Raw genomic sequence first — 18,910 nt, forward strand, 5'->3', positions numbered from 1 at the left:
CCCCAGCGCGGAGCGCCCAGCCCCGGGGCTCAGCGCAGACGGCCCGCCGCCGCGGCGTCCACCGCCGCGAGGGCACGGAGCCGGCCCGGCTCCCGCCGCAGCGACCCCGAGAGCGCGACCAGCGCCTCCCGGGGGCCCTCCGGCAGGTCGAGCACGTGCGCGACCGCGTCAGCCAGCTCGTCGACCGAGGCCGTGTTGGGCGGCAGCACGACGCCCACGCCGGTGCGCTCGAGCGCCGCGGCGCCCGCGAACTGGTCGGTCGAGAACGGCAGCACCACGAGCGGCACCCCGTGCGTCATCGACTCCGTGACGCTGTTGTTGCCCCCGTGCGTCACGCCCGCGGCAGCCCGCGAGAGCAGCCGCACCTGGGGCAGGAACCCTCGCACCAGCCACGACGCGGGCAGCTCGCCGAGGTCGGCGGGCACCGCGGAGCCCGTCGCGATCGCGGCTCGCACCCCCAGCCCGTCGAGCGCCGCGGCGACGCGGGCGAGCACGTCCGACCGCACCGACAGGAAGCTGCCGAAGCTCACGTAGACGAACGGCTCGTCGCTCGAGGCCAGCCACTCCTCCACCTCGGGGTCGAGCGGCTCCTCGCGCACCGCGGAGCCCAGGTGGGCGTGCGGCGGCAGCAGCGGCGTGCGCTCCGGGTCGGCGAGCTCCGCCGGGTAGTTGTAGAGCAGCAGGTCGCCGTGCTCCGAGAACGCCGACGCTGAGGGGGCCGCGGCGGGGTCGAGCTCGGCCAGGGCGGTGTTCCACTCCCGGGTGAAGGAGGCGCTCACCCGGTCGCAGAGGGAGCGCAGGTCGGCCAGCGCGGCCGGGTCGAGCCCCGCCTCCCAGCCCGCGGGCCACTCCGGCGGCAGGCCGTAGACCTCGTCGCCGAAGGGCAGCGCCGAGGGGTGCCCGAGCACCACGTCGGTGTGCGGCACGTGCCCGGCGACGAGCGCCAGCCGGGCGCTGAAGGCCAGGTGGTCGACCATGACGGCGTCGGGCTGCACCTCCGCGACGACCGCCTGCACCGCGCGGGCGGTCTCGACGGGCTGCCACATGAGGTCGGTGAGCCGCTCGCGCGCCTGGTAGGCGAGGGTCTCGACGCCGCCGCGACGGGTCGCGTCGAAGAAGCCGCGCAGCGAGTCGTCCTCGCCCGCAGGCTGCTCCTCGGCGCGGATCACACCGGGGTTCGAGCCGCGCGCCAGCTGCAGGTGCGCCCGCTCGAACCCGAACGACGCCACGATCCCTGCCGTCGCCTCGCCGGTCGCGACGACGACGCGCTCGCCGCGGTCGCGCCAGGCCGTCGCGAGCGTCGCCAGCGGCAGCAGGTGCGACGCGTAGTCGGGCGAGATCACCAGGAGCGTCATCGGAGCCACGCCGTGTCGAGGGCCGCGACCTCGTCGAGGTGCACGCCGCCGTAGACCGAGGCCAGGGCCGCCGCCATCGCCTGGATCGTGAAGCTGCGCTCCACGGTGGCTCGCGACCGCGCCGCCCTCTGGTCGTCGGGCTCGCCCGCCGCCAGCCCGACCGCGCGGGCCATCGCGGCGGAGAGCGCGTCGACGTCCCAGGTGCTGGTCAGCACGCCGGTGACGTCGCGCTCGACGTAGGTCGACGGGCCGCCGCCGTCGGGGGCGACGACGAACAGGCCCGAGCCCATCGCCTCGAGCAGGGCGATGCCGAACTCCTCCTTGAGGCTGCCGCAGACGTAGACGCCGCGCGGGGCGGCGAGGCCGGGCACGCCGAAGCGGGCGGCGGCGACCCAGCGGGCGACGGTGTCGTTGGGGCGGTGCCCCGGCAGCAGCAGGCCGGAGGCGCGGTGCGTCTCCCGAGGGAGGGTCGCGTGGATGAGCTCGAGCTGCTCCCGCTCGTCCGGTGACGGGTTCGTCAGGTCACCGCCCACGAGCAGCAGGTTCGCCCGGTCGCGGAGCGGGCCGCGGGCCCAGGCGTCGACGATCGTCGCCATGCCCTTGACGCGGTGGAAGCGCCCCACGCTGACGACGAGCGGCAGGTCACGGCGCTCGGCGGGCAGCGTCTCGAGCAGCTCGCGCAGCTCCGCCAGGGGCGGGGTCGCCGGCTGTCCGGCGGCGTGGGCGGCGGCCTCGGCGACCGCCCGGTCGACCACCGCGAGGTCGATGCCCTCGGGCACGATCGTGTGGCGCTCGGGGTGCGACGTGATGTCGATGCCGACGAGGTCGCGCAGGTCGGCGGCGAGCTCGGGGCGGGGGAAGAGCACGGTGTGCGACGCGTTCGAGGCGAGCTGCTGCACGAGCCTCGCGCGGAACCAGAAGTGCTCCTTGACGTCGACGTCGCCGAAGTTCTCGCGGGTGAGGCCGCCCGCGAGGTCCATCGACTGGATGACCGCGTGCGGGTCGGGCGCGACCGTGAAGACCACGGGCACGTCGAGCTCGCGCGCGACGTCGGCGGCGGCGAGGCTGCCGACGTCGGCCATGCGCAGGTGCAGCACGTCGACGCCGCCGCTGGCGCGCAGCACGCGGCGGATGCCGCGGCGGGCCGCGACGCGCAGCGGCCAGGCGGCGGCGGAGGGCACGGGGCCGCTCAGCAGCGGCACCCGCCCGTAGACGTGGCCGCGGTCGTAGCCGGCGAGGTCGCTGACGCTCTCGAGCGCCCCGGCGGACGAGCCCCGCGAGAGGGTGACCACCCGGCTGACGGTGAGCGGCGGGCCGTCGTGCACCGCGCCTCCCGCTGATGTGGGCAGCCGGGAGGCCGTCGAGGAGTCGCGGGGCGAGACCGCCTCCGGCCGCACGTCGACCGGGTGCTCGGCCGTGTCGGCCACGAGCGCGTCGCCGAGCCGCACCAGCAGGGTCGCGATGCCCCCGTTGTCGCCGCTGCCGGCCGCGGTGAGGTCGGCGTCAATGTCGGCGTGGAGGAAGAGCTGCGCGACCGTGAGGCCGCGCTCGGCGGCGTCGTCGGCGCCGGCGGCGGAGCCGGGGCCCGCGGCCAGGTCGACGAGGGCGAGCCGGGCGACGTCGGCGAGGTAGCCCTCGCCGTCGGCCCAGCGCTCGAGCGCGACGGCCACCCCGGGGGCGCCGCGGCGCTGGCCGAGGGCCGAGACGGCGGCGACGCGCACGTGCTCGCACTCACCCTCGTCGCCGGCGACGGCGAGCAGCGGGCGCGTCGCGATCCGGTCGCGCACGAGGCCGAGCGTCTCGACCAGCCGGTAGCGCGCCTCCGCGTCCCGGACGCCGATCAGGCTGCCCTCGACCGACACGGCCACGAGGTCGGGGGCGGCGTCGGACCACTGCTCGAGGGTGCGCTGCGCGAGCATGCCGACGAAGCCGCCCTCGACGACGAGCGCCAGCAGGCGGCCGACGGTCTCGGGGCGGGGGAGGCGCGACGACAGCGCCCAGGCGGCGTGCTCACGGAGGAAGGCGCGCTCGCTCGAGAGCACGGCGCTGAGCGCGAGGTCGGCCTGCTCGTCGTGCACCTGCGCGAGCGCGTGCGTCGCGGCGATGGCGACGAGCTGGTCGCTGCTGCCGAGGGCGCCGGTGAGCAGGCGGATGGTGCGCGTGCCGCCCGTGCGCGCGGCCTCGAACGCGAGGTCGTCGGCGAGGCGCATGGACTCGACGAGGCCGGTCGCCTGGTGGACGGCGTCGAGCGAAGTCTGGATGCCCACGGGAGCCCCTCTCGCGGCCGGGGGTCGTCCGGCTCGCCGGCTCCGGGTGCGGGGCCGATCCGACGATAGCGGGGAGCGGGCGGTGCGTGGCCTGGGAACGCCGTGCGGGGCGCCCCGCCCCACCTGGTGCCCCGGTGCCCGGCACGGCAGACTCGGGCGGTGACCCGCACCCCCGACCGCGCCCCGACCGGTGCCCCGACCGGCGCCCGGACCCGGGCCGAGACCGTCCGGGACCACCTCGTCGCCGAGGTCGAGCTCGCGGGCTTCCGCGCGCACGGGCTGCACGTGCTCGTCGGCGACGACGTGGCTGAGCACCGCTGGTCGCCCGACGTCCGGCGCGAGGTGCACTCGGTCGCCAAGGCCGTCTGCGCGCTCGCGGCGGGGATCGCCGCCGACGAGGGCCGGCTCTCGCTCGACGAGCCCGTCGCGGCGTGGCTGCCCGGCGCCGAGCTCGGCGAGGGCGTCGACCGTGTCACGCTCCGCCACCTGCTCTCGATGACGAGCGGCGTCGACCTCCCGTGGTCGCCCACCCTGATGACCGACTGGCCCGACCTCGCGCTCGAGTTCGTCGGCCGACCGTCGCGGGGCCGCGTGTTCCAGTACTCGAACGCGAGCACGTACACCGCGATGCGGGTGCTGGCGACCCGGGTGGGCGACGTCGTCGACTTCCTCAGCCCGCGACTCCTCGGCCCCCTCGGCCTCGACGACGTGGCCTGGGAGCGCTGCCCGCTCGGCTTCGTCACCGCCGGCGACGGGCTCGCGCTCCGCACGGAGGAGGTGGCGCGGCTGGGCCGGCTGCTCCGCGACGGCGGGGCCTGGCGAGGGAGGCGCGTCGTGTCGGAGGAGACCGCCGCGGCCGTGCACTCGGGCTGGGTCGCGGCGGGCACGAGCCCGGGCTACGAGCGCTACGGCCTCGGTGCGTGGAGCGGCCCCGGCTCGGCCTGGCGCCTGCACGGCGCGCTCGGCCAACTGGTGCTCGTCGTCGACGACGCGGTCGTCACGATCACCGCCGACGACCACGAGCGGGCCGACGCCGTCGCGGCCGCGGTCGTCCGCGAGCTCGAGGGGCTGCGGGAGGGGCCGTCCGCGGCGGAGCGCTGACCTGCGCTGACCTCGACCCGCCGCAGCGGGCGGGTCGCCGTCCTCGTGGGTGCTCTCCCCCCGGAGTGCGGCGGGTCGCCGTCCTCGTGGGCGGGTCGGCCCCGACCCGCCCACGAGGACCTCGACCCGCCGACCCGCCCTTGCACCCCCCCCGTTCGGACGGCCGGACGTACCGACCGACGGACGGCTCAGGCGACCGCGGGCACCGCGGCGACCGCGAGCTCGCCGTCGGCCCCGCGGATCTCCACCGACCGGACGTGGTCGCGCGTCACCGCCGCGTTGAGCTGGCAGTCGATCTCGACCTCCGTGCCGAGGAAGGCGCCCGAGGGGTGCTCCCCGCCCTCGTCGTCGATCACGACGACCGAGAACGCCGTGCCCACGGGCAGGCCCGTCACGGTCAGCAGCGTCTCGGTGCCCCAGGTGTGCGCGACGAGGTCGCCCTCGACGCGCACGCCGGTCGGCGCCCCCGCGAAGTCGATCGGCTCGACGACCCCGAGCGTGCCGGCCGGCCCCTCGGGCGTCGAGTCGCGCGGGGCGGCCACGAGCGCGCCGACGCCCGCTCCCAGCGCGAGGCAGGCGGCGGCGCCGAGCACGGTGAGCAGCGGTCGGCGCCGCGGCCGCAGCGGCGTCACCGGGGCCGAGGGCGCCGTGGGCGCGGGTGCGGAGGCGTGGCCGGGTGCCCGGGGGGCCCAGGGTGCCGGAGGCTCGGTGCCGGCGACCGCGGCCGGCCCCGTCGTCGAGGCGGTCGCTCCGGGCGCCTCCGCCCCCGCGACTCCCTCGACCCGGCGGCGCAGCTCGGCGCTCGGCTCGACGTCCTGCCACGATCCGAGTCCGGCGAGGGCGCCGGGCAGCCCGCCCAGCTCGGCGAGCTCGCGGTCGATCGTGGGGTCGGCCGCCCGCAGCCGCGCGAACTCGTCGGCCTCGGCCGGGCTGAGGTCGTCGCCGAGGGCCGCGGCGACGAGCTCGGCCCGTCGGTCGTCGGAGCCGGGGGTCCCGGGCATCGGTTCAGGCATCGGTCTGGTCCCCTTCGTCGAGGTGCGAGCGGAGCGCGCGGAGCGCGTAGAAGACACGGGTGCGGAGCGTGGCGACCGGCACGCCGGTGGCGGCCGAGAACTCCTGGTAGCTGAGGCCGGTCAGGTGCACGGCGACCACCGCCTCCCGGTGCTCCGCGCTGAGGCGGGCGAGCCCCTCGACGATGCCGAGCCGGTCGAGCGGGTCCGCCCCCGTCTCGGCCGGCACGTCGAGCTGGTCGTCGTGCTCGACGAGCGCCGGCCGGCGGGCCCGGGCACGGAGGGCGTCGAGCACGACGCGTCGCTGGATGGTGAAGAGCCAGGTGCGCTCGCTGCCGAGGGCCGGGTCGAAGGAGTCGCGCGACCGCCAGGCGCGGAGGAACGTCTCCTGCACGCAGTCCTCCGCGGCGCTGCGGTCGCGGAGCGCGTTGACCGCGAAGCCGAGCAGGGCCGAGCCGTGCTCGGCGAACGCCGACGGCACGTCGAAGGTCGGCAGGTCGACGGGGTGCACGTCGACGCCGGGCTCGGGCGTGCTCATCGGGCTCCACTCGGGTGCGGGTGCGGGTGCGGGACGCGTCAGCGTGAGCGTCATCGGGTGCCTCCCACTGTAGGGGCGCACCGGTCGTCGCCCTCGAGGGGGATACGACCGACCGGGCGGCTCCGTTCACCCGCCCCCAGGACGGTTCCGAGAATTCTCGGGACTCGGGTGAACGCGGCCCCGCCCTCCGGCGTACCTCCCTGCAGAAGCGCGCCCGACCGGGCGGCTCCCGTCGAGAGGCAGACGAATGTCCAAGAAGCGATCCATCCGCATCCTGACCATCGGAGGAGCCGCCGCGGCCGCCTTCACCCTGCTCGCCGCCGCGCCCGCGTCGGCGGAGACCGAGGTGCAGGCCCCGTCCACGTTCACCAGCGCGTTCACCGTCATGGCGACGCCCGACCAGGTCATCTCGACCGCGGGCGCCCCGGCGCCGGGCGAGGCCGGCGCGACGGGCACGTTCGACTTCCGGATCAACAGCGACCAGGAGATCATCTGCTACGACATCACCCTCACGGGCGTGACGGGCGACTACATGAGCCCGGCGAAGACGGCGACGCACCTCCACCAGGCCGCGGTCGGCAAGTCGGGCCCGCCCCGCATCGCCTTCGCGAACCCCGTCGACCAGGGCGACGGCACCCGCACCAGCAGCGGCTGCCTGCAGGGCCCCTTCACCACCGGCGTCATGAACGACGCGGGGGCCGACACCGGCACCGGCTTCACGCTGGCCCAGATCGAGGCCGACCCGGCGTCGTTCACCGGTGACTCGCACACCGCCGCGTTCACCTCGGGCGTCGTCCGCGGCCAGCTGACGCAGGTGCCCGTCGGCGGCGTCGACACCGGCTTCGGAGGCGCGGCGCAGGCCGGCACCGGCTCGGACCTCGCGCTCGGCGCGGGTGCGCTCGGGCTGGTCGGCGTCCTCGGCACGGCGGCGTGGATCGCCGTCCGCCGCCGTCACGCCCAGGAAGGCTGACCCGCGTGCGACGGCCGCTGCCGGCGCTCGCCGCGGCGGCCGTCGTGCTGGCCGTGCTGACCGGGTGCTCGGGCACGGGGGCCGGGGTCGCCGCTGACGCGACCGGTGCCGGGGCCCGCACCGCGACTCCGTCGGCTCCCGCCCCGGCGCCCGACCCCGCCTCGTCGCCGAGCGCGGCGACGGCACCGCCCGCGTCGGCCGAACCGGAGTCGGCGGCGGTGCCGGCCGTCGGCGTCGCGCCGGCGCGCGTCGACGTCGCCGCGATCGGGCTCTCCGAGCCGCTGATCGACCTGGGGCTCGACGCCTCGGGCGCGATGGAGGTGCCCGTCGACGCCGACGACGTGGGCTGGTTCACCGGGGGAGGGCGCCCCGGCGGGCGCGGTCCGACCGTCGTCGCCGGCCACGTCGACTCGGCCTCGGGGCCCGCCGTGTTCGCGCGGCTCGACGAGCTCGTCGTCGGCGACGAGGTCGTGCTGACCGACGTCGACGGCGGCGTCGCGCGCTACGTCGTGTCGGAGGTGGTGGACGTGCCGAAGGCCGAGTTCCCCACCGCCCGGGTGTTCGGGGCGCAGCCGACCGACGAGCTGCGGCTCATCACCTGCGGCGGGGTCTTCGACCGCGGATCGGGCCACTACGACCAGAACCGCGTCGTCTTCGCCGACCGCGTGGGGTAGCCGGCCGCGTGGGGTAGCCGGCCGCGCAGCGCCCGGGGCCCGTGCGGCGGGCCACCTGCGGTGCACTACCGTCGAGGAGGCGCGGGCCCGGTCCGCGCCTCCTTCCCCTTGTCCCTGGACGGCCCGCGGGCCCGGAGGTCAGCGTGCGCACACTCGCCATCGGAGACGTCGGCGTCGTCGACGACATGATCCACATCGGCGACGAGGCCATGACCGAGGAGCTCGTCGTCCAGCTGCGCCGGCGCCGCGTCGACGCCGTCACGCTGCTCTCGAGCGCCCCCGACGAGACCGCCGCACGCTACGACGTCGACGCCGTCCGGCCGATCGGCTTCGCCCCCGGCCCGCTCGGCGGCCGCGACGGCCAGGTCGAGCGTCTCGAGCGCGTGCTCGCCGCGGCCGAGGGCAGCCGCACCGCCCTGTCGCACGACGACCCGGCGCTCGCCGTGATCGAGGCCGTCCGCGAGGCCGACGCGGTCGCCGTCGCGGGCGGCGGCAACATGGCCTCCCGCTGGTCGCTGCACGTCTTCGAGCGCGCCGCCCTCGGCGCGGTCGCCCGCGTCGTCGGGCGCCCCCTGGTCGTGACGGGCCAGACGATCGGGCCCGACCTCGTCGCCGACGACGAGCGGCTCGTGTCGGGGCTGCTCCGTGACGCGCGCCTCTTCGGGGTGCGCGAGAGCGCCTCGCACACGCTGATGCGGCGCGTCGCCGACGACACCGCGCCCGACCTCGCGCGCAAGGTGGTGCAGAACGTCGACGACGCGAGCTTCCTCGGGGCCGACGCCGCGCCTCCCGCGGTCACCGGCCTCGACGCGGGCGCCCCGGCCGGGCCCGGGTCGCTGCTCGTCGGAGCCGGCTCCTTCCCGTACTGCGCCGTCAGCCTCTCGACGCACGTCGGCGACGCCGACCGGCGGCAGGTCGTCACCGCCCTCGCGCGACTGCTCGACCGGGTCGCCGACGAGACGGGGCTCGAGATCGCGTTCCTCGCGCACTGGGCGTCGCTGAACGAGGGCGAGGAGCGCGGCGACTCCGTGCTGCACCGCCGGGTCATCGACGCGATGACCACCTCGCGGGTGCGGATCGAGCCGACCACCGACTCCGTGGCCGCCGCGCGGTTCGCGCGGGGCGCCTCCCTGCACCTGACGAGCCGCTACCACCCGGCCGTGTTCGCGGTCGCCGGCGGGGTGCCGACGGTCGGCATCTCGGTCGACGAGTACACGCGCGTGAAGCTCACGGGGGCGCTCGGCGCCTTCGGCCAGACGAGCGTCGCCTCGGTCGAGGCGCTGGTGCTCGGCTCGGCGGCGCGGCTCGCGCTGGCGACCTGGGACGACGCCGCGCAGGTGCGGGCCCGGTGGGAGTCGCGGGTCGAGTCGGTGCGCACCGCCTCCGCCGGCTGGTGGGACCGCGTCGCGGAGGAGCTCGGGGCGTAGGTCGCGCCGCGCGCTCGCTCGCGCGCTCGCGCCGCGCGCCCGCCCCGCGCGCTCGCGCCGCGCGCTCGCGTCGCCCGGTCGACGAACCCCGTCTTCGCACCGGAACCCTGCCGCGGCGGGGTTCGGATGCGAGGACGGGGTTCGTCATCAGGGTCTGCCGCCCTCCCGGCCGACGCGCAGCCTCTTTCTGGCACCGCGTGTCACAATGCTCGGGACCGGCACCGAGGCCGGTCCCGACGAAAGAGGCAGCCATGGCCGACCTGACCACCACCCCCGACCGTTTCCGCGGCAAGACCGTCATCGTCACCGGGGCGGGCAGCGGCATCGGCCGTGCGTCCGCCCTCCGCTTCGCGCGGGAGGGTGCCCGGGTCGTGGCCGCCGACGTCGTGGCCGAGCGCCTCGACGCGCTCGTGGCCGAGAACGCCGAGCTCGACCTCGTTCCCGTGACCGGCGACATCACGACGGAGGAGGGCGTGCTGGCGGTCGTCGCCGCCGCCGAGGGACGGGTCGACGCGCTGGCGAACGTGGCCGGCATCATGGACGGCTTCCTGCCCGCCGCCGAGGTCGACGACCGCACGTGGGAGCTAGTCTTCGCGATCAACGTGACGGCCGTCGTGCGCCTCACGCGGGCCGTGCTGCCCCTGATGATCGAGGCCGGCTCGGGCGCGATCGTCAACGTCGCGTCGGAGGCGGCGCTCCGCGGCTCGGCGGCCGGCGTGGCCTACACGGCGTCGAAGCACGCCGTCGCGGGCATCACGAAGAACACGGCCGTCGTCTACGCGAAGCACGGCATCCGCACGAACGCCGTCGCGCCCGGGGCCACCATCACCAACATCGAGGCGCCGATGAAGTCGCAGGTCGCCGCGGCGGCCCTCGGGCCGATCATGCAGACGACCGTGCCGACGCCCGTCGAGGCCGACGTGCTCGCCGCGTCGATCACGTGGCTCGCTAGCGACGACGCGACGAACGTCAACGGGGTCGTGCTGCCCTCCGACGGGGGCTGGTCGGCGATCTGACCCGGTCGGGCCGCCGGGGGCTCGGCGGCGGCCCGAAGTGGGGGTACCGGAGAGGATGCAGGCGCATAGAGTGGCCGCAGCGCCGGGGGGAGCATTCCTGTACTCCTCGCCCTCACGCCCAGACCGGACGGCCCCCGTGACCCTCACCTCAGAACTCCTGCTCCGGCAGGACCCGAGCGAGGACGACCTCGTCCTCGCGACGGCGCAGGGTGACCAGAGGGCCTTCGCCCAGCTCTACGACATGACGTCGTCACGGGTGCTGGGGCTGGTGCGGCGCATCCTCGTCGACCCGGCGCAGTCGGAGGAGGTCGCGCAGGAGGTGTTCCTCTCCGCCTGGCAGGAGGCCGCGCAGTTCGACCCCGCGAAGGGCAGGGCGGTGTCGTGGCTGCTCGTCCGTGCTCGTCGTCGTGCCATCGACAGGGTCCGCTCGGCGCAGGCGAGCCGGGTGCGTGACATGACCGTCGGCATCCGCGACCTCGACGACGTCCGCGACGACGTCGCCGAGACCGCTGCCGTGCACATCGAGCACGCGCGGGTGAGCCGGGCGATGAAGGGCCTCACCGCCGCCCAGAGGCAGGCCCTCGAGCTCACCTACTTCGGCGGCCTGAGCCACTCCGAGGCGGCCGGCGAGGCGGGGGTGCCGCTCGGGACGATGAAGACGCGCACGCGCGACGCCCTGATCGCGCTGCGGAAGCTCCTCGGGCCGGACGTCGTCGCGCGCGGCTGAGCGCCGGGTCCCTGCTTCCGGGCCACCAGTGGTCGTCGTCCGCCGATGCCGAACGAGTGCTGCCCTGGGGTGGCTGTTGCCGTTTCACTGAGCGGTCGTTCATCGGGACACCTACTCGGGCCACTTTTGGCCGGCTGAGGTCAAGTGGCGTCTGGCCTGCGGATTCCCGTATGCCTGTCCCGCAAAAATGCCCGGTGATGGGGGTTTAAACGCTACAGTCGTCGGATGCTCATCGGATATGCCCGCGTCTCGACCTCAGGACAAGACCTCGCAGCACAGCGCGACGGTCTTGCAGCACTCGGTGTTGACGATCAACAGGTGCATGTTGACCACGGCTTGTCGGGGACGACTCGAGCCCGGCCAGGCCTTCGCGAAGCTCTCGCTGCGTGCCGCGCCGGCGACGTCCTCGTAGTGACGAAGCTCGACCGTCTCGCGCGATCGCTGCGAGACGCGACTGACATCGCGGACGAGCTGACGAAGAAGGGTGTCGCGCTGAACCTCGGGGGAGCGGTCTACGACCCCACCGACCCCGTGGGCCGGCTGCTGTTCAACGTCCTCGGAATGGTGGCCGAGTTCGAAGCCGACCTCATCCGTGCCCGCACCCGGGAGGGCATGGCGATCGCCAAGGCCGCCGGCAAGCTCCGCGGCCGCAAGCCCAAACTCACCGCCTCGCAGGAGAAGCACCTGGTGCAGCTGCACCGCACCGGCGCCCACACGACGAGCGAGATCGCCGAGCTCTTCGGCGTCGCCCGATCGACGGTCTACCGAGCTATCCAGCGCGGTGGTTGAGGCCGACGGTAGTGGGCATGAACGTTCGTCGCCGAAGAGACAGAACCGCGCGAGGCATGTCTAGATGGGCAAGCTGTCGATGAAGTCCGTGACCTGGCTCGACACAATGCTGCCTAGCGCTCCGCCAGCGCCGCTCACGAGAATTTGCTGAGCAGCTTCCGCGATGGCTCGCAGGCGTTGGGGTCGAGCGGCGCCCGCGACTTCCTCTTCCAGTTGACTCGCCGCAGCAGACAGCTCTTCGTGCTCGATTCCAGTGGACAGAAGAGAAAGCTGGCGCAAAGCAGCTGCAATTTCACCTGCCCGAGCACCCACGTCGCCCATGTTCTGAGTTTGCGTGAAGTGGCTACTCCCGCTCGCAAATTGCGTTTGTCCGTTGAAGGTGTAGGACGTTGACTCATTGCCCTGAGGAGGTTCCGCATGCACGTCGCGCTCTCGGTCCACGTAATCCTCTCCCTTGGCCGTTAGGAAAGGTCGGAGCGGACTACTGCGTCCCCATGCGCCGCCACCGTCAATGAAGCCCTGCCTCTTTAGCCATACTCCGGCCTCGTGCAATTCCTCGAGCGTGAACAGAGCTCCCAGATAGGAGGCACCGGAATCAATGAAGCTATCGCCATTGGGGGGCCCGCCTTGGCGCCCAGCTTCATGAATCCATCGAAGGTAGTCGTTGCGCAGTCGTCGCCTCCGCTCACGGGGATCATCGCGGCGTCGCTCATATTCCGACCAAGTGTCGCGGCCCGAAACCGTTGGACGGGCAAGCCAAGCTCCATTGAATCTCTCATCCAACCTCAAGAGACCCTCGTCGCTAAGGGCCATGGCATCGGCAGTGACAGCCCGGCGCTCATCCGCATCGCTTCGGTTCTCCGCCAACATGCCTGGCGTTGCCTGCGCTTCTCCAGAGTCAACTATGGCGACGGCTCGCCCGAGTAGACCGAGTCGGCGAAGATCGACGTGACTGAGATTGTCCAGATCCATGATCGAACGCTAGTCGTCACCCCCAACATAATCTCCGGGTCTGGCGCGGCGCTGTTTATGGACTGGCCGCAACGAATGACGAGCCGTTCCGATAGACGATCGTCTAGCGGGGCCCCTCGGGCGGAGCAGGAGTCAGCCGCTGCTGCTCCTCCTCAAAGGCCTTCAGTTTTTTCAGCTTCGCCCATGGGTAGAAGCCGATCCAAGCCACCGAAGCGATGGCGGCTCCCATGATCATCGAGCTCGTGTCCATGGTTCGACGGTAGGCGGGGTTCGATGCTTACGGATCAGCCTCGTGGTGGACTCTGGTCGAATGCGGCCATGGCAACTGGTCTCGATAGCCGATCGCGCACTGAGACGGGGGGTCAGTGAGTAGTGGTGTCGGTCTCGGGAGAGCGGGCTAATCGCCCTATAGGCGCTTAGCTATCGGGCGGCGGTGGTCGATCGTCCACCTGGCTGCGTGCCAGGTGAAGTTCTGCAGGAACGAATGCCTATGGTCGTTGGATAGAGGGCGTCTCTTTTCCGGGGTTGAGTCGTTATGCGGGAAAGGTAACGCCGGTGAGTTCCTCGGACACGGACCACAGGTGGCGCTGTGTCGTCAGGTCGTATGAGGCGGCGCTGGATGTAACCAACTGCGGGTGTCCTCGGGTCTCGCGTATGCGGTCGGGGCCGTAGTACTGGCCGCCGAGCACGCTTGGATCAGTTGCGGCACGCAGTGTGGGGAGTGCGCCTCCAGCAGCGCTTTGGGCAAGCAAAGGCTTGACGGCGGCCGACGCGATCCGCGCGAGAGCAGGCAAGTTCTGGGTCAACTCGGTGGAAGCGTTGCCTGGGTGCGCGGCGACGGCCATAGTGCTGCCGTACGCCGTGAGGCGGCGCTGCAGCTCGTAGGTGAACATCAAGTTGGCCAGCTTGGCCTGGCCATAGGCGGCAACCCGGTCGTAGCTGCGGTCCCACTGCAGGTCGTCGAAGTAGATAGCCGCGCGAATGCGGTGACCGTAGCTGCTCACCGTCACGACTCGAGAGCCCGGCACAGGCAGGAGGTGATCGAGCAGCAGCCCGGTCAGCGCGAAGTGACCGAGGTGGTTCACGCCGAACTGCAGGTCGAAACCGTCGGCTGTCTTCTGCTGAGGCGTGTACATCACGCCGGCGTTGTTGATCAGCAGGTCAATCCGCGGGTGCGCCGACCTGAGATCTGTGGCCGCTGCGCGCACGGATTCCAGTGAACCCAGGTCCAGGTTCTGCACGGAGACTTTGGCATTGGGCACATGGGAGGCGATTCTCGACGCGGCCTCCTTGCCCTTGGTGGTGTCGCGGACAGCGAGCACCACGGCCGCGCCATGATCCGCGAGGGCGAGGGCGGTCTCAAAGCCGAGTCCACTACTGCCTCCGGTGATCACAGCGACGCGCCCGTCCTGGCGTGGGATGTCGTTCAAAGTCCATGGCGTGGTCATGTGGCAGCTCCAATGTTTCGTGGTCAACGTCTGGCAAATGCCACTGTAGGGCACATGTGCCACTGAGTGCCACCTATGCCCGTTGCCTTGTAAGCTGGCACATGTGAGCGAGTCCACTCCTATCCCGGTGCGTGAAAGAGCTCGACGAGCCATGCAAACCGAGTTGGCGATGCTGGCCCAGGATCTGTTCGCGGTTAGGGGATACGAGCAGACAACAATCGATGACCTGGTCTCGGCTGCCGGCATCTCCAGGCGAACGTTCTTTCGCTACTTCACCTCGAAAGAGGACGTCATGCTGGGCAAGTACGACGCGTGGTCGCAGATGCTCGCCCAGGCACTCGGTGCACGGCCCGTCGACGAGCCGGTGTGGGAATCGCTACGGCGGGCATTCGACGTCGTCGTCGAGCACTTCGAGGACGAGACACTCGCTGAACGCGCCCTCGCGATCGAAAAGATCATCCATGATAACCCGGCTCTGAGTGCGGGCGAGCTCGAGCGTATCTCGCGGGTCCAGGGCGATCTCGCCGAAATCGTACGGATGCGCCTGGGCCGTTTAGCGGTCACCGACCCGCGCCCGACGGTGATCGCCGGCGCGGCCCTGACCTGCGTGATCGCCGCGAAGGATGTATGGATCACCACGGACCGTGGCCGATCCTTTGGAAGGCTGCTCGACGAGGCCATGGGCGCAATTAAACCCGTCTGATCTCACCCATACGGGGCAGGACTAGTGAGTTCCCAGCGAGCTGGCTCTCGCGATGAGGGCCGAGATTCGCCGTACCCACGCAATCAAGCGCCACACCAAAACCCTGTCCCGCCCACTCGACTGCGAGCCGAGCGTGTTGGTTTGCCGGTTGCGAGGAACGCCCTTGAATGCCAATTGTCTGCGCGAGGGTTCCACCGATCAGAGGCCCTGCGATGGTGCCGGCCATGATGGCGGAGGAGAGGGTGCCCAGCGCCCAAGCGGAGCGGCCTTTAGGGGTCTGAGCGGCGACGAGGATGGTTGGTCCGGAGGCGTAGCCGCCGAGGAGGCCGACCAGCAGCCGCAGCAGTACGAGTTGAGTGACGTCTTGGGCGACCCCGATGAGCGACATCGCGATCGCCATGACGAGGCTCGCGCGGATCAGCATCGGTTTCCGGCCGAAGTGGTCCCCGAGATAACCCCACAGCGGTGCTGTCAAGGCCGCGGTCAGAAACGTCGCGGCGTAGGCGATGCCGGACCAGAGAGTTACCGCGGCCGGATCCCCAACGCCAAGGTCTCGGACGTAGAGAGGAAGGATCGGCAGAATCAGGGTCATGCCAATGATCGTCGTGAACGAGCCAAGCGCGCACACGAGGAGATTCCGCCGGACCACTGCTCGACGTCGGTCAGCGCAGGAGCCAGAACGGCAGCGACGCGACCAATGCGCCGAGCAGGATCAACACGACCGCGACGAAGGGGGACGCCTTCACCTCGCCGGTACCGAATCGGGCAGTGACACGCATGAGCAGCGCACGCGTCCGACGGCGCGCGAGGCTTCCCACCAAGAGCAATACGAGGCACGGGACGCAGTAGACCACCGCGTACCCGGCGAGGACGAGCAGGCCCTCCGCTGGCGTGACCTGCGCGTCTAGGAGGCGCTCGATCGCAATGAAGTACGGGAACGCATTCGGTAGGTCGGCCCCGGTTAGCAGCGCCCCGAACGGGAGCGCAGTCCAGGGTGTGAACCACGATGGCAACCCGATCGGCTTCCTGGGTCGCGTGTGGAAGCGTCGTATCCCGGAGCGGACCAGGACGACGCCCGCGGCGGCGAAGGCGACGTAGCGGATACCCTGCACAATCCCGTCGACGGCACCAGCTGCCGCGCCCGCGCCGAGGAAGAGCGCGGCGCCGACCGCGAACACGGTGAGTGCCGCCCCAAGCACCGTGACGAGTGCCATCAGCGCGGGACGCCGCGGGGCGGCGAGAAGGATCAAGGTCACCGCGACGATCGTGGCCGGGTTCAGCGAGTCAAGCGCAGCGAGGCCCGCGATCGCCAGCAGCAGCTGCGCGGTCACCGCCCGCCCCTCCCACCCGCGGGCAAGAGAGAACCGAGGAGAGCGTCGAGCTCCGCGGCCGTGGGTGCCGGCTCGATGCCGGCGATGACGTTGGCGAACAAGCCGTCGCCGACAAGCCGGATCACCCGTGCGCGGCCGGCGTCACCCACCTCGTCGCGGATCATCGCCTCCCATCGGGCTATGGCCTCCTGGGATGCAGTCGCCACCGCATCACCCGGCGCCTCGACCGCCCGGTGCGCAATGGCCATCGCTCGGAAGACCGCGACGTCCTCCCCCGTGGGGACCGACATGCGCAACCAGGTCTCCGCCGCACTCCCCTCGCCCGCCGCTGCGGTCATGGCCGTGTCGACCTCCTCGAGCGCTGCCATCGCCAGCCCCTGCACCAGCGCCGCACGCGTCGGGAAGTGGTGCACCAACCCGCCCTTGGATACGCCCGCCGCGGCGGCGGTCTCGTTTAACGACGGAATGACCCCGCGTGCGAGCGCGAGCTCGCGGGCGGCGGCAAGGACGAGTGCGCGGCGATCCATGACCACACCATAACAGGCAAACCGACCGGCCGGTCGGTTTGTGAACAGACAGAACGCGGCAGAAGCGTCTCGATAGCCGATCGCTGGCCGGCACATCGGCGCCGGTGTTGGGCAGACGCACTAGCGTCTGAGCATGTGCGCTGACTCGCTGTCGATCACCGTCGCATCGGTGTCCTCCGCGGAGGGACTGTGGTGCGCGCTTACGGACGAGCGCGACTCCTGGTGGCCTGAGCTGGTGCTGACTCCCGAGGTCGGCTCGGTCGTGCGCGAGACCTGGACCGAGGGCGGCCGCGAGCACTTCGCTGACGGTCGCGTGACGGAAGCAGTACCGCCGAGGCGGCTGGCCTTCGTGTGGCAGCAGCCGGAATGGCCGTCGCCACTTATGGTCCGCTTCGACATCCGTAGTGACGGCGAGCGGAGCACGGTCACGCTGACGGAACGACGTTTTGGGCAGCTCGTAGATGGCGACGGACTTCGAGCCGCACACGAGGAGGGGTGGAACTACCATCTCGCAAACCTGCTCAGGGCGGCGTCCCGATAGACGATCCTCTACCGAGGAACCACCTCGATCTCTGCGTCGGGTGTCGGCGGGACGGACAGCGCCCAGGCGTTCATCGACTCAAGCACGGGCCGGAGCCCCTGCCCCGTCGGGGTGAGCTCGTAGACGACGCGCGGCGGGATCTCGGAGTACGCCGTCCTGGTGACGAGGCCCGACGTCTCGAACTTCCGGAGGCGGTTGGTGAGGGTGTGCGCACTGATGCCGGGCAGCGCCTCCTTTAGCTCGGTGAAACGAGCCGGGCCCTCGAGGAGCTCTCGCACGATGAGCGTTGCCCAGGGGCCGTCGAGCAGTGTCAGGAACTTCGCGATGCCGCACTCGGGCCAGATCTCCCCACAGAAAGCCATGAACATGGACAGTACGCCATTGGTGCAGTTGACGTAACTGGTGCACCAGATGCATTGATAGCTTCATGACCTATCTCATCCACGGCGCTACTGGCGCCCAGGGCTCCCCCGTCGTCGCATCCCTTCTCGCTTCCGGCGCCGCCGTCACCGCGGCGGTCCGCGACCCGTCCGCCTATGAGGGAGGCGGCGCGCCCGTCGCCGTCGACCTGATGTCGGTCGCGTCCCTCGCGGCGGCCTACGCGGGCGTCGACGGCGTCTTCGTGCACCTTCCGGTCGGCGACGCCGCCCAGCAGCTCGCGCATGCCCGGACGGTCGTCGCAGCCGTCGAGCAGGCACGGCCGGCCCGGGTGGTCGTCTCGACCAGCGGGTACCCGACGGAGGGCGACGGTGCGGCTGAGAGTCCCGTCGGCTTCCTCACTGCCGGTCTGCGGGCGACCGGGGTCTCCGTCGCCGTCGCGGCCCCGCGCCTCTTCCTCGAGAACCTGCTGCTGCCGCCGGTCGCCGCGGGCGTGGAGCAGGAGGGCGTCCTCCGCTACCCGATCCGTGACGACTACGCCGTGTCGTGGAGCTCGCACCTCGACGTGGCCGACGTCGTCGCGCGACTGCTGCAGGACGGCTCCGTGACCGGTGTCGTCGGGGTCGGTGCGCTGCCCGGCCTCGTGGGCTCCGACCTCGCGGCTGGCTTCGCCGCAGCCTCGGGCACGAGCGTGCGGTTCGAGGCGCAGGACGTCGACGACTTCGGCCGCGTCATCGAGCCCCTCTTCGGCTCAGCCGGAGCGGACCCTGTCGTGGCCTCGTACCGGTGGCGGGCCACCCTGCCCTCCGAGCTCATCGACCCTGCCACGAGCGCACAGCAGCAGCTCGGGCTGAGCCCGCGCACGGTCGAGCAGTGGCTCAAGGACCTCCGGGCCTGACCCGTTCGCTGTACGACAGCAAGGGCTGCTCCCCGACCAAGGCGATCTTCAGTTGGGGAGCGGTTCTGATCTGGCCAGGGCCCGCTCGTGGTGTTCGTCGGCGCTAGTCACAAACGATCGTTTCTGCATGCCCGATAGGGGATCCATGACGGGGAACCCGGGCGAACCCAGGAACCCCGCCATTCACAGCGGGGGTCTGGGCTGCCCTCGCAACGTAGCCGTATGTCGGCCGAGCATC

The 18,910-nt window shown here is 72.0% G+C and carries 21 protein-coding genes; 10 read left to right on the plus strand and 11 right to left on the minus strand.

Translation table 11 applies throughout. The annotated features are described in order from the left end of the window. Window positions 1-29 precede the first annotated feature (29 nt). A complete protein-coding gene (locus F1C15_RS11865) occupies window positions 30-1,355 on the minus strand; it encodes a glycosyltransferase (RefSeq protein ID WP_185231394.1) in 1,326 nt (441 codons plus the stop codon). Further along, the gene (locus tag F1C15_RS11870; RefSeq protein ID WP_185231395.1) at window positions 1,352-3,622 is read right to left on the minus strand and encodes a glycosyltransferase; all 2,271 of its coding nucleotides are present in this window, start codon (window positions 3,620-3,622) and stop codon (window positions 1,352-1,354) included. Before F1C15_RS11870 ends, F1C15_RS11865 begins: the two co-directional genes overlap by 4 nt. Before the next feature lie 159 nt (window positions 3,623-3,781). On the opposite strand from F1C15_RS11870, the gene F1C15_RS11875 reads away from it, so the two are divergent. Further along, the gene (locus F1C15_RS11875) at window positions 3,782-4,723 is read left to right on the plus strand and encodes a serine hydrolase (RefSeq protein WP_185231396.1); all 942 of its coding nucleotides are present in this window, start codon (window positions 3,782-3,784) and stop codon (window positions 4,721-4,723) included. Between the two features lie 188 nt (window positions 4,724-4,911). Here F1C15_RS11875 and F1C15_RS11880 read toward each other — a convergent pair whose 3' ends face one another. Beyond that, window positions 4,912-5,736, minus strand: a complete 825-nt coding sequence (locus F1C15_RS11880; protein WP_185231397.1) for a hypothetical protein — start codon at window positions 5,734-5,736, stop codon at window positions 4,912-4,914. Next, complete coding sequence (locus F1C15_RS11885; protein WP_185231398.1) at window positions 5,729-6,325, minus strand: sigma-70 family RNA polymerase sigma factor; 597 nt, start codon at window positions 6,323-6,325, stop codon at window positions 5,729-5,731. Before F1C15_RS11885 ends, F1C15_RS11880 begins: the two co-directional genes overlap by 8 nt. A 193-nt stretch (window positions 6,326-6,518) precedes the next feature. Between F1C15_RS11885 and F1C15_RS11890 the strand changes: the two genes are divergently transcribed. From F1C15_RS11890 to F1C15_RS11915, 6 genes are all read left to right on the plus strand, one after another. After that, window positions 6,519-7,241: a CHRD domain-containing protein gene (locus F1C15_RS11890; RefSeq protein ID WP_185231399.1), complete on the plus strand. Its 723-nt coding sequence runs from the start codon at window positions 6,519-6,521 to the stop codon at window positions 7,239-7,241. Window positions 7,242-7,246: 5 nt separating this feature from the next. Continuing rightward, a complete protein-coding gene (locus F1C15_RS16215) occupies window positions 7,247-7,915 on the plus strand; it encodes a class F sortase (protein ID WP_255465222.1) in 669 nt (222 codons plus the stop codon). Window positions 7,916-8,058: 143 nt separating this feature from the next. Further along, window positions 8,059-9,342 carry a polysaccharide pyruvyl transferase family protein gene (locus tag F1C15_RS11900; protein ID WP_185231401.1) on the plus strand — a complete coding sequence of 428 codons (1,284 nt, stop codon included), beginning with the start codon at window positions 8,059-8,061 and terminating at the stop codon, window positions 9,340-9,342. 251 nt (window positions 9,343-9,593) lie between these two features. Next, a complete protein-coding gene (locus F1C15_RS11905; protein ID WP_185231403.1) occupies window positions 9,594-10,358 on the plus strand; it encodes an SDR family NAD(P)-dependent oxidoreductase in 765 nt (254 codons plus the stop codon). Between the two features lie 136 nt (window positions 10,359-10,494). After that, window positions 10,495-11,085, plus strand: coding sequence for a sigma-70 family RNA polymerase sigma factor (locus F1C15_RS11910; RefSeq protein ID WP_255465223.1), 591 nt, complete (start codon window positions 10,495-10,497; stop codon window positions 11,083-11,085). A gap of 225 nt (window positions 11,086-11,310) precedes the next feature. Next, window positions 11,311-11,874 (plus strand): recombinase family protein, encoded by a 564-nt coding sequence (locus F1C15_RS11915; RefSeq protein ID WP_185231407.1) that lies wholly within the window; start codon window positions 11,311-11,313, stop codon window positions 11,872-11,874. A 60-nt stretch (window positions 11,875-11,934) separates the two neighbouring features. Here the strand turns inward: F1C15_RS11915 and F1C15_RS11920 are convergent, their stop codons facing one another. From F1C15_RS11920 to F1C15_RS11930, 3 genes are all read right to left on the minus strand, one after another. Further along, window positions 11,935-12,846 carry a hypothetical protein gene (locus tag F1C15_RS11920; protein ID WP_185231409.1) on the minus strand — a complete coding sequence of 304 codons (912 nt, stop codon included), beginning with the start codon at window positions 12,844-12,846 and terminating at the stop codon, window positions 11,935-11,937. A gap of 103 nt (window positions 12,847-12,949) precedes the next feature. Then, on the minus strand, window positions 12,950-13,096 hold the full coding sequence (locus F1C15_RS11925) for a hypothetical protein (RefSeq protein ID WP_185231411.1): 147 nt from the start codon (window positions 13,094-13,096) through the stop codon (window positions 12,950-12,952). 283 nt (window positions 13,097-13,379) lie between these two features. Then, window positions 13,380-14,294 carry an SDR family NAD(P)-dependent oxidoreductase gene (locus tag F1C15_RS11930; protein ID WP_043595611.1) on the minus strand — a complete coding sequence of 305 codons (915 nt, stop codon included), beginning with the start codon at window positions 14,292-14,294 and terminating at the stop codon, window positions 13,380-13,382. Window positions 14,295-14,397: 103 nt separating this feature from the next. Here F1C15_RS11930 and F1C15_RS11935 point away from each other — a divergent pair, with 103 nt between their 5' ends. Further along, the gene (locus tag F1C15_RS11935; protein ID WP_157485537.1) at window positions 14,398-14,997 is read left to right on the plus strand and encodes a TetR family transcriptional regulator; all 600 of its coding nucleotides are present in this window, start codon (window positions 14,398-14,400) and stop codon (window positions 14,995-14,997) included. Here F1C15_RS11935 and F1C15_RS11940 read toward each other — a convergent pair. The 3 genes from F1C15_RS11940 to F1C15_RS11950 all read right to left on the minus strand — a co-directional run bounded on the left by F1C15_RS11940 (window position 14,984) and on the right by F1C15_RS11950 (window position 16,855). Then, a complete protein-coding gene (locus F1C15_RS11940; protein ID WP_156155571.1) occupies window positions 14,984-15,589 on the minus strand; it encodes an MFS transporter in 606 nt (201 codons plus the stop codon). The two genes, F1C15_RS11935 and F1C15_RS11940, sit on opposite strands and share 14 nt — an antisense overlap. A gap of 70 nt (window positions 15,590-15,659) precedes the next feature. Further along, a complete protein-coding gene (locus F1C15_RS11945) occupies window positions 15,660-16,328 on the minus strand; it encodes a GAP family protein (protein WP_043595608.1) in 669 nt (222 codons plus the stop codon). Next, window positions 16,325-16,855 carry a TetR/AcrR family transcriptional regulator gene (locus tag F1C15_RS11950; protein ID WP_157485535.1) on the minus strand — a complete coding sequence of 177 codons (531 nt, stop codon included), beginning with the start codon at window positions 16,853-16,855 and terminating at the stop codon, window positions 16,325-16,327. Before F1C15_RS11950 ends, F1C15_RS11945 begins: the two co-directional genes overlap by 4 nt. A gap of 133 nt (window positions 16,856-16,988) precedes the next feature. Between F1C15_RS11950 and F1C15_RS11955 the strand changes: the two genes are divergently transcribed. Beyond that, entirely contained in the window at window positions 16,989-17,396 is a 408-nt protein-coding gene (locus F1C15_RS11955; RefSeq protein ID WP_185231413.1) for an SRPBCC domain-containing protein, read from the plus strand. 8 nt (window positions 17,397-17,404) lie between these two features. On the opposite strand, the gene F1C15_RS11960 is transcribed toward F1C15_RS11955, so the two are convergent. Beyond that, window positions 17,405-17,758 carry a helix-turn-helix domain-containing protein gene (locus tag F1C15_RS11960; protein WP_043595645.1) on the minus strand — a complete coding sequence of 118 codons (354 nt, stop codon included), beginning with the start codon at window positions 17,756-17,758 and terminating at the stop codon, window positions 17,405-17,407. Between the two features lie 65 nt (window positions 17,759-17,823). Here F1C15_RS11960 and F1C15_RS11965 point away from each other — a divergent pair, with 65 nt between their 5' ends. Continuing rightward, window positions 17,824-18,672, plus strand: a complete 849-nt coding sequence (locus tag F1C15_RS11965; RefSeq protein WP_043595604.1) for an SDR family oxidoreductase — start codon at window positions 17,824-17,826, stop codon at window positions 18,670-18,672. Window positions 18,673-18,910 lie beyond the last annotated feature (238 nt).

The sequence above is a fragment of the Frigoribacterium sp. NBH87 genome (assembly GCF_014217665.1).
GTDB lineage: Bacteria > Actinomycetota > Actinomycetes > Actinomycetales > Microbacteriaceae > Frigoribacterium > Frigoribacterium endophyticum.